This is a genomic window from Mycolicibacterium iranicum (genome assembly GCF_014190915.1).
GTDB classification, from domain to species: Bacteria; Actinomycetota; Actinomycetes; order Mycobacteriales; family Mycobacteriaceae; genus Mycobacterium; species Mycobacterium iranicum_B.
Map to the genome: position 1 here is coordinate 1 of NZ_JACHVU010000002.1, position 12214 is coordinate 12214.

Genomic DNA, 12214 nt, shown 5'->3' on the forward strand with positions numbered 1-12214 from the left:
GCTCTGGCTGCACACCTACAATCTCCATCGCGGCCACACAGCACTCGGCGGTCAACCACCAGCCAGCCGTGTACCTAACATGTCAGGTCAGTACAGCTAGCCGCGACTTCTGCACCAGCGCTGTCAGCCGCCGGGGCGAACGACCCTGATGCAGAAGTCGGCAACGAACGCTAGCCCTGCTTCGCGGATCCCTCGATCACGCCCTGGGCGGCCCGTGCGCGGTCCTCGTAGGCCTTGCGCTCGGTGACGTCGAAGTCCAGGAACACGTCGGCCAGCCCCAGCTTCTTGTTCATCCAGCGCCGGCCCTTCGGTGGCAGCATCTGCGCGGCCTGCGCGGTGAACCGCAGCGGCGGGGGCACCGACACGTGGGTCTTCGGCTTGTCGAGCGTCTTGACGATCGCCGCGGCGATGTCCTGCGGCTCGACCGGCTTGATGGCGCCGCCGGACTTGGTGCCCGAGATCAGTTCGGTGTTGGTGAACGGCGGCATGATCACCGACACGTCGACGCCGTGGGGCGCCATTTCGTCGGCGAGCGCCGTCGACAGGCCGACGACCGCGTACTTCGCCCCGACGTAGACCACCTGGCCCGGCAACGGGATCACACCCGACAGCGAGGCGATGTTGATGATGTGGCCGCTACGGCGCGCGACCATGTCGGGCAGTGCGAGCCGGCAGCCGGTGAGCACGCCGTAGACGTTGACCTCCAGGGAGGAACGCACCGACTGCTCGGTCTCCTCCAGGAACGGTCCCACCGGCATGACGCCCGCGTTGTTGATCAGGACGTCGATGTGGCCGCCGCCGTCGGTGCGGGCCTTGTCCAGGAACGTCGCGAAGGACTCCCGGTCGGTCACGTCGAGCGGGTAGCCCGACACCGATCCGAGGTTGGTCAAAGTGGCGACCGACGACTCCTGCAGGGCGACGTCGCGGTCGCCGATGACCACGCGCGCACCGCGCTTGAGCAGGGCCTCGGCAGTCGCATAGCCAATGCCTCGAGCGGCGCCGGTGATGGCGATGGTCTTGCCGCGGATGTTGTCCATGCGGCGAAACTTTACACGTGTCAAGTTTCTGGCGGAAGGGGGTCCGCCGGGGGGTGCGGTGCCGCAGTCACTCGATGACGTCGACGGTCGCAGGCCCGAACAGGCACAGGTGGTCGAGGACGGGCGCGGGGTCGCCCGTCCAGTCCATCGCGGCGAGCTGCGCGGGGCTGCGACGGCCGGTCCGCCAGCGCGTGGCCTCGAAACATGTTGTGCGCAGTAGCAATTGCGCATCTCCGGCGGGTCCGGCGCGGTACTGCCCGTCCTCGACCTCCACGCGCAGAGGTACCGGGGTGCGCAGGGCCGAGAGCAGTCGGTGGGCGGTCCAGCGGACCGATTCCGCGTCCCGCGCACCGGGCCTGCCGAGGGCCGAGCGGATGTCGTGCTCGTGACAGGTGATGTCGCCCAGCGGCGGTTCGAGCCCGTCGGCGCGCGCTCTCTCGGTCAGGCCCTGCGCCGCCGCACGCCAGAGTCCGAGCAGCGCCGACTCGTCCTCGTCGTCGAAGCGACGGATGTGTTCGGCGGTCTGGGCGTCGGTCGGTGCGCCGGCCAGCGAACCCGCCACCCAGTCCTGGGCGACCGCGACCAGGTGTGAGACCACGTCCCGCACCGTCCAGCCGGGACAGGCGGGGACGTCTGCCCGCCAGGCCGCGGGATCGGCGTCTGTCATCAGATCCTCGATGCGCTCTCGTGCGTCGTGGTAGATCGACGCCGCACGCTCGGCCTCACTGCCGGGCACAGTGGTCACACTCTTCGACGGGGCGCGGCGGGCGCGGATCGCTGGGATCCCCGGGGTCGGGATCGCCGAACCAGCGGCCCGGTTCGGTCGCGCCGTAGGTGTCGTGCCAGCACCACCATTCGTAGGGTGCGGACTGGGGATAACCGGGTGGCGAATCCTCCCAGGTCTCCTGCCGCCCCAGTGCCGTGATGTCGAGAAAGTTCCAGGTGTTGACGAAGGCCTCGTCGCCGCGGCCGTTGACGAAGTAGGTGCGGTACACGCGATCTCCCTCCTCGTCCGGCCAGCGGATGAAAGCGTTCGTTCCGTGCCACAGGTCGACGCCGAAATCGACGTCGAAGGCCCCGTCTGCGTCCGGAATCATGGTGTACCAGGGAATGTCCCAGCCCATCCGGGCCTTCATGGCGTCGAGTTCGGCCTGGGGTCCGCGTGAGGTGTACACCAGGGTGGTGTCCCGGGCGTTGAGGTGGGCGAGGTTGCCGATGTGGTCGGCCATCAGGGAGCAGCCCACGCATCCGTGCTGCGGCCAGTCGCCCAGGCCGGGGTCCATGAACGCCCGGTAGACGATCAGCTGTCTGCGCCCGGCGAACAGGTCGAGCAGGGTCACGGTGCCGTCGGGACCGTCGAACCGGTAGTCCTTCTCGACCGGTGTCCACGGCATGCGGCGACGCTCGGCGGCCATCGCGTCGCGCGCTTTCGTCAGCTCCTTCTCCTTCGTCAACATGCCGGCCAGGGCCGCCTCCCACTCCGACGCCGTCACGATCCGCGGTGGCTCCACGCGATCTCCTTCCGCTCAAAACATTCAACATAACCGTTGAATGATGACATCCTCAGGAGACCATGGCCGCGGCGCTATAGTCAACAGAATGGTTGAAGATTCGGTGCTCGATCGCGCGTATGCGGCGCTGGCCGATCCCACCCGCCGCCGTCTGCTGGAGGCCCTGCGTGGCGGCGATGCCCGCATCACCGATCTGGCCGCGCCGCTGCCCATGACGTTCGCGGGGGTGTCCCGTCACATCGGCGTGCTGGAGACCGCGGGTCTGGTCCGCCGCGAGGTGCGGGGCCGCGAACACTGGCTCTCGCTGCAGCCCGACGGCCTCGCGGCGGCGCGCGGGTGGATGGAGGAGCAGACCGAGTTCTGGTCGAGTCGCGCCGACGCGTTGTCCGAGCGGCTCCGCCGGAAGGGCCGGGGCCGGTGAACCGGGGACCGGCGGGCGACAACCCGGTGGTGCGGGTGCAGCGCGTCCTGCCCGCGGTACCCGAGGTGGTGTTCGACGAATGGCTGGATCCCGAGGCGCTCGCCGATTGGATGTGCCCGCGCCCGTCGCGCTGTGTGGCGGTCGCCATCGACGCACGGGTGGGCGGTCGGGTCCGGTTCGACGTCGACGACGTCGGCCGCCTGATCCTGATCACCGGGCAGTTCCTCGACATCGACCGGCCGAATCGGTTGCGCTTCACCTGGAGCCATTCCGGGTGGTCTGATCCGACGGCGACCAGCATCGTGGAGGTGGTCTTCGAACCCCACGGCCGAGACGAGACGCTGATGTCCATCGAGCACTCCCTGCTGCCGGCCGAGGCGGTCGACGATCACGATGAGGGTTGGCTGCTGACCGTGCAGCAGTTCGCGGCCGTGCTCGCTCAACGGTGAGCGGCCGAATATCCGCTCACGGTGAGCAAATGGCCCGTCCGGGAAATGCCGCGGGCGTGCCTGCGTTAGACATGGAGGTGATGTCCGTTCCGGCTGTGGGTGAAGTGCACTTCGTGGCGGTGGGCCAGGACGATCCGCTGGCCGCCCCGCTCATCGACGACCTCGCGCTCGAATACGCCGAGCGGTACGGCGGACAGCGCGACCGGGTGCACGCCTGGCTGCGGGGTTACCCGGCCAAGGAGTTCGAGGCGCCGGGCGGCGGTCTGATGGTGGGGCTTCTCGACGGCCGACCGGTCACGGGTGGGGCGTTCCGGCGCTTCGACGACACGACGGCCGAACTGAAGCGGATCTGGACCGACCGCGGCCACCGGCGCCGCGGCTACGGCCGAGCACTGGTGGCCCGGCTGGAGGACGACATCGCGACGGCGGGCTACACCCGGGTCTACCTGACCACCGGGGACCGTCAACCCGAGGCGGTGGCGTTGTACTCGTCGATGGGGTACCGCCGCCTGGACGAGCCGCTGCCCGCCGAGGGCGAGGTCTACCCGATCGCATTCCTGAAGGTGCTGCGATGACGGCCGAGACGCACGTCGCCGTCGCGCTGGACGGTCACGGCTGGCATCCCGAGGCGTGGCGGCACGCCGGGGACTCGCAGCCGGTGACCAGCGGCAGGTACTGGACCGGGCTGGTGCAGACCGCCGAACGGGGATTCCTGGATTTCGTCACGTTCGACGATTCGCTGAGTCCGCAGCGCCGGCGGCGCCCCGATGTGCATCCGCGCTGGCTTGCCGGGCGCCCCGACGCGGTGCTGGTCGCGGCCCGCGTGGCGCCCGTTACCCGCGACATCGGGTTGATCCCGGTGGCCACCACCACGCACACCGAGCCGTTCCACGTCTCGAAAGCCATTGCCACGCTGGACCACATCACGCGGGGCCGGGCGGGGTGGCAGGTCAGGATCAGCAGCTCCCGGCACGAGGCCGAGTTGTTCGGCCGGCGCGACCCCGAGGACCTCGGAGACCTGTTCGCCGAAGCAGGCGACCACGTGGAGGTCGTCCGCAGGCTCTGGGACAGCTGGGAGGACGACGCCGTCCTCCGCGACACCGCGACCGGCCGCTACCTCGACCGGGACAAACTGCACTACATCGACTTCCACGGTCCGTTCTTCTCCGTCAAGGGCCCGTCCATCACTCCGCGCCCCCCGCAGGGTCAGCCCGTCGTCGCGGCGTTGGCGCACAATCCGCGTGTCTACGAATTTGCCGCGCGCAGTGCTGATCTGGTGTTCATCACCCCGTCCGGTGACGGCTCCGTCTCCACTCTCCGCGCCGAGGTGGCGCAGGCCGGGGGTGGTCATCTGCTGGTCTACGCCGATCTCTACGTGACCTTCGCCGGCGTCGTCGACGAGCGCTCGGATGCCGAGGTCTTCGCGGGCAGTCCGGCCGAACTCGCCGAGAAGATCCTGCACTGGCACGACCTCGGACTGGACGGCATACGGCTGCGGCCCGCCGTCCACGCGACCGATCTGCCCGTACTCGTCGACGAGGTGATCCCGCTGCTGCAGCGCGCCAACCGGTTCCGTACCGGGTATCGCAGCGGTGAGACGCTGCGCCGGCGGCTCGGGCTCCCGGTCGCACGTAATCGCCATGCCGTGGAAAGGATCTCGTGACCATCCCGCTGTCGATCCTGGATCTCTCACCGGTGCCCGAGGGCGCCGACGCCGCCACGGCTCTGCGCAACACCGTCGATCTCGCCCGCCACGCAGAACACTGGGGCTACAAGCGGTTCTGGGTCGCCGAGCACCACTTCGGCGCCGTGGCGAGCTCCGCCCCGGCCGTTCTGATCGGCCAGATCGCCGCCGCCACCGACACCATTCGCGTCGGCGCCGCGGCGGTCCAGCTCGGACAGACCACCGCGGTCGCCGTGGTGGAGGCCTTCGGAATGCTCGACGCCTTTCATCCCGGTCGCATCGATCTCGGCGTCGGCCGGTCCGGTCAGCGGCGCCGGGACGCGCGGCGCGACGCCGACCGGCCGCGGACCCCGAAGCCGGTCCCGCCGTGGCGGGAGGTCGACGGGGTGGTCATCCCGGCGCCGTTCGACCTGACGACGCTGATGCGCAACCCCCGGCTCAGAGCCCGGATGTCGGTGCTGCAGCAACCCGAGGCGGTCGCACCAGATTTCGCGGATCAGGTCGCCGACATCCTGGCGATGCTCGCGGGAACCTACGCGATCGACGGCGCCGAGGCGCACGCCGTTCCCGGCGAGGGTTCGGCACTGATCCCGTGGGTGTTCGGCAGCAGCAAGGGGCAGAGTGCGCGTGTGGCGGCCGCGCACGGGCTGCCGTTCGTGGCCAGCTACCACATCACGCCGGCGACCGCGCTGGACGCCGTGACGGTGTACCGCTCCGAATTCCGGCCCTCGGCAACGCTTTCCGAGCCCTACGTGGTGGTCTCCGCCGACGTGGTCGTGGCCGACGACACCGAGACCGCGCGGCACCTCGCGTCCAGTTACGGACACTGGGTGCACTCGATCCGCACCGGGGACGGGCCGGCGCCGTATCCCGACCCCGACCACCTCGCCCCGCTCTCACCGGATCAGCGGGCGCTCGTCGAGGACCGTCTGGCCACCCAGTTCGTCGGCGACCCGGATGAGGTCGCCCGGCGTCTGCACGCCCTGCAGAAGGTCAGCGGCGCCGACGAACTCGTGATCACCTCGGTGACACACGGTCACGCCGACCGCCTGCGCTCACACCAGCTGCTCGCCCGGCGATGGTTCGGCGATGTCGGCTGAGCCGCGCAAGCAGATCCACCTCGGCGCGCACTTCCCCGGGGTCAACAACACGACGGTGTGGTCGGACCCCTCCTCGGGCAGCCAGATCGACTTCGACTCCTTCGCCCACCTGGCCCGTACCGCCGAACGCGGCCTGTTCGACTTCTTCTTCCTGGCCGAGGGACTACGGCTGCGCGAACACCGCGGCCGCATCCACGATCTCGACGTCGTCGGCCGACCCGACACGTTCACCGTCCTGGCGGCGCTGGCCGCCGTCACCGACCGGCTCGGCCTCGTCGGCACGATCAACACGACGTTCAACGAACCGTTCGAGGTGGCACGGCAGTTCGCGACGCTGGACCACCTGTCCGACGGCCGCGCCGGCTGGAACATGGTCACGTCATCCGACGCGTTCACCGGCGAGAACTTCCGCCGCGGTGGGTTCCTCGACCATGCCGACCGCTACCACCGCGCCGACGAGTTCCTCACCGTGGCGCAGCGGTTCTGGGACAGCTGGGCCGCCGACGCCGTTCTGGCGGAACGGGAGTCGGGCCGCTATGTCGACCCTGACCGCATCCGGGCGGTCGACCACCACGGTGTGCACTTCGACGTCCGGGGTGTCGCGACCCTGCCACCCATGCCGCAGCAGTATCCCGTCCTGCTTCAGGCCGGGGACTCCGCCGACGGCAGGGCCTTCGGTGCCCGCCGGGCCGACGCGCTGTTCACCCTGCATGCGGAGCTGGACGCGGGCCGCCGGTACTACGCCGACGTCAAGGCCAAGGCCGCCGCGGCCGGCCGGGACCCCGACCGCCTCAAAGTCTTCCCGGCCGCGTCCTTCGTCCTCGGCGACACCGCCGACGACGCCCACGAGAAGGCCAGGCACATCCGTCTTCAGCAGGTCAGCGGACCCACCGCCCTTGCGATGCTCGAACAGGTCTGGCAGTGCGACCTCTCCGGCTACGACCCGGACGGCCCGCTGCCCGACGTCGACCCGGTCGACGATCCGACACTCAGCCAGGGGCGGGTGCGCCACGGCGATCCCCGGGCGGTCGCCGCCGCCTGGCGTGAACGCGCCGAGGCGGACAACCTGAGCATCCGCGAGCTCGTGATCGCGGTGACCAGCAGGCAGCAGTTCGTCGGCACCGCCGCGCACATCGCCGACGAGATCGACCTGCACGTGCAGACCGACGCCTGCGACGGGTTCATCCTGGTGCCGCACCTGACGCCACACGGCCTCGACGAATTCGTCGACTCGGTGGTGCCTCTGCTGCAGGAGCGCGGCAGTTTCCGCGGCGAGTACTCCGGCGACACCCTGCGCGGGCATCTGGGCCTATAGGCTTGCCCTGTGTCGCAGGCGACCGTGGGCTGGGTGTTGCTGGCCGCTGCCGCACTGACATTCGTCCTCGGCGGGGTGTCGCGCCTCTACATCGGCACCAGGCGTGACAGCGCCGCGGTGCGCCGCATCGTCCACACGTTCCGCCGCACCGGCATCGCCCGTGTCCTGTTCGGGCGTTTCGACGACGACGTGCTCGACGACGACGAGCTCGACACGATGATCCTGATGCCGTCGATCGTCGTGGCCTGCGGGCTGGCGCTGACGGCCATCTTCCTGCTCTTCTACGGCAGCTTGGCCTGAGCGACGGCCTCGCGGACGGCGCCACGCCAGACGGGGCCGTGCCCGGGAAGCATCACCTCGGCATCGAGGGCCCCGAGCAGGTCGAGACTGGTGCGGCAGGCATCCTCGTCGTGGTTGAACACCGACGGCAGCAGTTGCGGTCCGCGTCGCGGCGCCACCGGGTGATCGGTGACGAGTGCGTCCCCGGAGACGAGGACCCCGTCCACGACATAGGAGCAGTGCCCGCCGGTGTGGCCCGGCGTCGGAATGCACCGCGGGGCCCCGGGCAGGTCCGCGGCGATGTCGTCGGTCAGCGCTGTGGTGCCGGGGATGCCGGCGTGTGTCAACGCGCCCTTGCGCATGATCGACACCGACCACTTCAGCCACCGGGGCTGCCACGCGTGGCTCGCCACCGCCATCGGGGAGGCCTGCTCGAGGTATTCCCGCCGCGAATGTCCGACCTCGTCGGCGTGGCAGTAGACCGGCGTCCCATGCGTCTCGGAGAACCAGATCGCAGTGCCTAGATGATCGATGTGGGCGTGCGTCAACAGGATTGCGCGCACGTCGGCCGCGGCGAAACCGAGGTCGCGCAGCGTGCCGAGCACGCCGTCGCGGTCTCCGGGGAAGCCGGCGTCGATGAGCACCACGCCTGACGAGGAATCGGGACCGTCGGTGACCAGCGTCCAGTTCACCAGGTCCGTCTGGGCGAAGTGGACGCGGTCGGTGATGGCCGTGAGGACCGGTGCCATCAGGCGAGTGTAGAAACATAGTCATGGCTGAACTGAAACTGGGCTACAAGGCGTCGGCGGAGCAGTTCGCGCCCCGCGAACTCGTCGAACTCGCGGTCGCCGCCGAAGAGCACGGCATGGACAGCGCCACCGTCAGCGACCACTTCCAGCCGTGGCGCCACGAGGGTGGGCACGCGCCGTTCTCGCTGGCGTGGATGACCGCGGTCGGGGAGCGCACCAAGCGCCTGCAGCTGGGCACCTCCGTGCTGACCCCGACCTTCCGCTACAACCCGGCCGTGATCGCGCAGGCGTTCGCGACCATGGGCTGCCTGTACCCGGACCGCATCTTCCTCGGCGTCGGCACGGGCGAGGCCCTCAACGAGATCGCCACCGGCTACGAGGGCGAGTGGCCGGAGTTCAAGGAGCGTTACGCCCGGCTGCGCGAATCGGTCCGGCTGATGCGCGAGCTGTGGCTGGGGGACCGCGTCGACTTCGAGGGCGAGTACTACAAGACCAAGGGCGCGTCGATCTACGACGTGCCCGAGGGCGGCATCCCGATCTACATCGCCGCCGGGGGGCCGCAGGTCGCCAAGTACGCCGGACGGGCCGGCGACGGCTTCATCTGCACCTCGGGCAAGGGCGAGGAACTGTACAACGAGAAGCTGATCCCGGCGATGCGCGAAGGCGCCGAGGCGGCCGGGAAGAACCCCGAGGACGTCGACCGGATGATCGAGATCAAGATCTCCTACGACACCGATCCCGAACTGGCGCTGGAGAACACCCGATTCTGGGCGCCGCTGTCGCTGACCGCCGAGCAGAAGCACTCCATCGACGACCCGATCGAGATGGAGAAGGCTGCCGACGCGCTGCCGATCGAGCAGGTCGCGAAGCGCTGGATCGTGGCCTCCGACCCCGACGAGGCGGTCGCCAAGGTCAAGGACTACGTCGCCTGGGGCCTCAACCACCTCGTCTTCCACGCCCCCGGCCACGACCAGAGGCGCTTCCTGGAGCTGTTCCAGCGCGATCTGGAACCGAGGCTGCGCAAGCTCGGCTGACGGACCCGGCACCGCGAGATGATCCGCATCCTCGCGACGATGCTGGGCCTGGGCGCCCTCGTCGTCGCGGTGGCGGGACTGGCCGCCCGCTACCTGCCGATCTCCGGGCACCCCACGCTGATCCTGGCCGCGGGTGCGCCGTACCTGACGGTGGCCGCCCCGGCGGCGGTGTTGCTGCTGACCCTGAGCAGGCGATGGGTGATGACCCTGGTCGCCGTCGCGGTCACCATGGCGCTGCTGTGGGTCTACGTGCCGCGCTATCAGGTGTTCGGCCCGCAGGCACCGTCGGGCACGGCCGCCGTCGACGTCCGGGTGCTGACATCGAATCTCGGTATGGGAGAAGCGGATCCGGCTGCATTCGTCGCGCTGGCGGGCGACACCGCCGATGTCGTCGCCGTCCAGGAGATGACCCAGGAAGCCGCGGACGGACTCAGCGCCGCCGGCATGGACGGTGTCTTCCCGTACCGGGTGATCGTGCCGGCGCCGCTGGCCTCGGGGATCGGCATCTGGAGCCGCCACCCCATCGTGCACTCGGGGCGGATCGACGGCTATGCGCTGCCGATGGTGGGGACACGCATCCGGATCCCGGGCGTGCGCGTCGACACGACCGTGCTGTCGATCCACCTCGCCGCGCCGTGGCCCATGCCGATCGATGCGTGGAAATCCGACATCGCCCGTTTCCCGGACACACTGACGGAGATGGGCCGTTCCGCCGGGGCCGGAGCGGTGATCGTGGCCGGTGACTTCAACGCGACGCTGGAGATGTCACCGTTCCGCCGACTGCTCCAGGGCGGCTACGACGACGCGGGCACCGACGCCGGGGCAGGATTGGCACGCACGTATCCGGGCCGCGGACAACGGATTCCGCTGATCGGCATCGACCACATCCTGACCAAGAACTGCTCGGCCGCCACCGCGCAGACCGTGGTGGTGCCCGGGGCCGACCACCGCGGCCTACTCGCCACGCTGCGCGTGCCCGTCGACATGACGGCGAGCTGAGGATCAGTCGTCGGTGGCCGGGCGCGGTTCGGTGACCCGGTAGACCCGGAACATCTCGTCCGGGGTAGAACCGTCGGTCGAGTAGACGGGGACGGCGAGGTCCGCGCCGTCGGACCACAGCGTCGGGTGCCGCCGGTTGAGGGCGTCGGCGACGTTGCGCTCGGGATTGGTGGCGACGATGTAGCGGACGCCGAGTTCCCACGGCCGGTTCATCGCGGCGACGAAGTCGTAGTCGCTGGTGATCACGAACTGGCGTGGATGCTCCGAGGACAGCCAGATCCCCCAGGTCAGGAACGTGTCCATCAGGACGGAGCCCTCGGGCAGCTGTTGGTTGTCGAACCAGCGGGCCAGCTGTCGCTCACTGACCAGTCGTCGCCGCGCCGGATCCTCGGCCGGCGGATGCCCGGCGGGATCGAACAGCGAGACGAACCCGGACTCGAGCTGGCCGTAGGCGATGTCCTGGTCCACGATCAGCGGCGCGGTGACCGGGATGGACACCACTGCGCTCCCCAGGATCAGTGCGCGCGACATCCATCGGCGGCCCTGGGTGTGGCACGCCAGCGCCACGCAGATCACCAACGGGATCGCCAGCAGATAGAACCGGAACCACCCGAAGGTCAGCGAGGCGTGCTGGGCCAGCGCGGCGAACGCCAGCGTGGAGCCGAACACGACGACGGGCACGATCGGTGCCATCCGCCGGTGCAGCGCGGCGTACAGCACCGCCGCGGCGACCGCGACACCCAGCAGCGGCTGCATGCCGAAGAGGCGCGCCGCAATCACCGACCAGGAGGAGCCCGCATCGCCGACGCCGCCGGCCAGCCGACCGGCGACCTGGCTGGCGTTGCCGTACTGCGAGGACAGCGTGGCGAAGAACTCGTCGTTGATGATCCAGCCGGTGAGCGCCCACGCCAGGAACGCGGTCACCACGGGGAAGGCGACGATCATCACGTTGATGGCCGTCGTGGGCCGGCGATCCGCGGCAGGGCACCGCCGCCAGCTGATGACCGCGACCATCGCCACCGCACCCGCGGCGGCGGGGATCACCTCGTAGCGGGCGAGATACCCGACCCCCAGGGCGATCCCGGCCCACGCCAGATCGCCGACCCACAGGGTGGCGCACCAGCGCAGTAGGTAGCGCACACTCCACAGCACACAGAACATCTGCGCGGCCTCGCTGAGACCCGAGGAACCGTAGACGACGATCATCGGGTTGAGGGCGAACCCCGCCACGGCGATCCGGCGCCACAGCGTCGGCACGTCGACGTCGGCCGCGATCCGCCGCACCATCATGACCGCGCCGGCCATGAACATCGCGCTCTGCACGATGCCGGCCAGGCCGGCATGTTTGAGCGCCGGCCACCACTGGCTGAGCCAGACCAGCGGGATCTCGACGATGCTGGGCAACGGGTTCCACACGAATCCGATGGCCGACAGATGCGGATCACGGGACTGCAGCGCGAAGCCGGCGTTGGCGACCCGGTTCGGCGCATCGGGTTCGAAGATGTTGTAGCGCAGCATGAGGACGGCGCCGACGGTGAAGTAACCGAGGGCCAGCACCGCGTACAGCGCGAGGCCGGGCCGGCGGCGACGTGCGACCGGGGCGGCGCCGGCGAGGGAGGCCGGCGTCGCGGTCACG

The 12214-nt window shown here is 69.8% G+C and carries 14 protein-coding genes; 9 read left to right on the forward strand and 5 right to left on the reverse strand.

From position 1 onward, the window contains the following. Positions 1 to 170: 170 nt before the first annotated feature. The 3 genes from FHR72_RS03775 to FHR72_RS03785 all read right to left on the reverse strand — a co-directional run bounded on the left by FHR72_RS03775 (position 171) and on the right by FHR72_RS03785 (position 2548). Positions 171 to 1037: an SDR family oxidoreductase gene (locus FHR72_RS03775; protein WP_183466609.1), complete on the reverse strand. Its 867-nt coding sequence runs from the start codon at positions 1035 to 1037 to the stop codon at positions 171 to 173. A 67-nt stretch (positions 1038 to 1104) separates the two neighbouring features. Beyond that, positions 1105 to 1773 (reverse strand): maleylpyruvate isomerase family mycothiol-dependent enzyme, encoded by a 669-nt coding sequence (locus tag FHR72_RS03780; RefSeq protein ID WP_311736048.1) that lies wholly within the window; start codon positions 1771 to 1773, stop codon positions 1105 to 1107. Next, entirely contained in the window at positions 1760 to 2548 is a 789-nt protein-coding gene (locus FHR72_RS03785) for a DUF899 domain-containing protein (RefSeq protein ID WP_183466610.1), read from the reverse strand. The genes FHR72_RS03780 and FHR72_RS03785 overlap by 14 nt, the downstream gene beginning before the upstream one ends. An 88-nt stretch (positions 2549 to 2636) precedes the next feature. Here FHR72_RS03785 and FHR72_RS03790 point away from each other — a divergent pair, with 88 nt between their 5' ends. The 7 genes from FHR72_RS03790 (at position 2637) to FHR72_RS03820 (ending at position 7817) form a co-directional block, all read left to right on the forward strand. Beyond that, positions 2637 to 2969, forward strand: coding sequence for an ArsR/SmtB family transcription factor (locus FHR72_RS03790; protein WP_183466611.1), 333 nt, complete (start codon positions 2637 to 2639; stop codon positions 2967 to 2969). Continuing rightward, positions 2966 to 3418 carry an SRPBCC family protein gene (locus FHR72_RS03795; RefSeq protein ID WP_311736050.1) on the forward strand — a complete coding sequence of 151 codons (453 nt, stop codon included), beginning with the start codon at positions 2966 to 2968 and terminating at the stop codon, positions 3416 to 3418. The genes FHR72_RS03790 and FHR72_RS03795 overlap by 4 nt, the downstream gene beginning before the upstream one ends. 80 nt (positions 3419 to 3498) lie before the next feature. Beyond that, the gene (locus tag FHR72_RS03800; RefSeq protein ID WP_183466612.1) at positions 3499 to 3993 is read left to right on the forward strand and encodes a GNAT family N-acetyltransferase; all 495 of its coding nucleotides are present in this window, start codon (positions 3499 to 3501) and stop codon (positions 3991 to 3993) included. Then, the gene (locus FHR72_RS03805; protein WP_183466613.1) at positions 3990 to 5081 is read left to right on the forward strand and encodes an LLM class flavin-dependent oxidoreductase; all 1092 of its coding nucleotides are present in this window, start codon (positions 3990 to 3992) and stop codon (positions 5079 to 5081) included. Before FHR72_RS03800 ends, FHR72_RS03805 begins: the two co-directional genes overlap by 4 nt. Next, positions 5078 to 6202, forward strand: a complete 1125-nt coding sequence (locus FHR72_RS03810) for an LLM class flavin-dependent oxidoreductase (protein ID WP_183466614.1) — start codon at positions 5078 to 5080, stop codon at positions 6200 to 6202. The genes FHR72_RS03805 and FHR72_RS03810 overlap by 4 nt, the downstream gene beginning before the upstream one ends. Further along, a complete protein-coding gene (locus tag FHR72_RS03815) occupies positions 6192 to 7517 on the forward strand; it encodes an NtaA/DmoA family FMN-dependent monooxygenase (RefSeq protein ID WP_183466615.1) in 1326 nt (441 codons plus the stop codon). The genes FHR72_RS03810 and FHR72_RS03815 overlap by 11 nt, the downstream gene beginning before the upstream one ends. A gap of 9 nt (positions 7518 to 7526) precedes the next feature. Further along, positions 7527 to 7817, forward strand: coding sequence for a hypothetical protein (locus FHR72_RS03820; protein ID WP_183466616.1), 291 nt, complete (start codon positions 7527 to 7529; stop codon positions 7815 to 7817). Here FHR72_RS03820 and FHR72_RS03825 read toward each other — a convergent pair. Then, positions 7799 to 8545 carry an MBL fold metallo-hydrolase gene (locus FHR72_RS03825; RefSeq protein ID WP_183466617.1) on the reverse strand — a complete coding sequence of 249 codons (747 nt, stop codon included), beginning with the start codon at positions 8543 to 8545 and terminating at the stop codon, positions 7799 to 7801. The two genes, FHR72_RS03820 and FHR72_RS03825, sit on opposite strands and share 19 nt — an antisense overlap. Positions 8546 to 8568: 23 nt before the next feature. On the opposite strand from FHR72_RS03825, the gene fgd reads away from it, so the two are divergent. Both fgd and FHR72_RS03835 read left to right on the forward strand, forming a co-directional pair. Next, positions 8569 to 9579: a glucose-6-phosphate dehydrogenase (coenzyme-F420) gene (fgd, locus tag FHR72_RS03830; protein ID WP_183466618.1), complete on the forward strand. Its 1011-nt coding sequence runs from the start codon at positions 8569 to 8571 to the stop codon at positions 9577 to 9579. 18 nt (positions 9580 to 9597) lie between these two features. Next, positions 9598 to 10578, forward strand: coding sequence for an endonuclease/exonuclease/phosphatase family protein (locus tag FHR72_RS03835; protein WP_183466619.1), 981 nt, complete (start codon positions 9598 to 9600; stop codon positions 10576 to 10578). Between the two features lie 3 nt (positions 10579 to 10581). Here the strand turns inward: FHR72_RS03835 and FHR72_RS03840 are convergent, their stop codons facing one another. Next, positions 10582 to 12213 (reverse strand): hypothetical protein, encoded by a 1632-nt coding sequence (locus FHR72_RS03840; RefSeq protein ID WP_183466620.1) that lies wholly within the window; start codon positions 12211 to 12213, stop codon positions 10582 to 10584. Between the last annotated feature and the right edge of the window lies 1 nt (position 12214).

Bases quoted from the DNA above. Each gene is read 5' to 3' on its own strand.
- FHR72_RS03775 (WP_183466609.1), bottom strand. From the start codon at position 1,037: ATGGACAACATCCGCGGCAAGACCATCGCCATCACCGGCGCCGCTCGA.
- FHR72_RS03790 (WP_183466611.1), top strand. From the start codon at position 2,637: ATGGTTGAAGATTCGGTGCTCGATCGCGCGTATGCGGCGCTGGCCGAT.
- FHR72_RS03800 (WP_183466612.1), top strand. From the start codon at position 3,499: ATGTCCGTTCCGGCTGTGGGTGAAGTGCACTTCGTGGCGGTGGGCCAG.
- FHR72_RS03805 (WP_183466613.1), top strand. From the start codon at position 3,990: ATGACGGCCGAGACGCACGTCGCCGTCGCGCTGGACGGTCACGGCTGG.
- FHR72_RS03815 (WP_183466615.1), top strand. From the start codon at position 6,192: ATGTCGGCTGAGCCGCGCAAGCAGATCCACCTCGGCGCGCACTTCCCC.
- FHR72_RS03825 (WP_183466617.1), bottom strand. From the start codon at position 8,545: ATGGCACCGGTCCTCACGGCCATCACCGACCGCGTCCACTTCGCCCAG.
- fgd (WP_183466618.1), top strand. From the start codon at position 8,569: ATGGCTGAACTGAAACTGGGCTACAAGGCGTCGGCGGAGCAGTTCGCG.
- FHR72_RS03835 (WP_183466619.1), top strand. From the start codon at position 9,598: ATGATCCGCATCCTCGCGACGATGCTGGGCCTGGGCGCCCTCGTCGTC.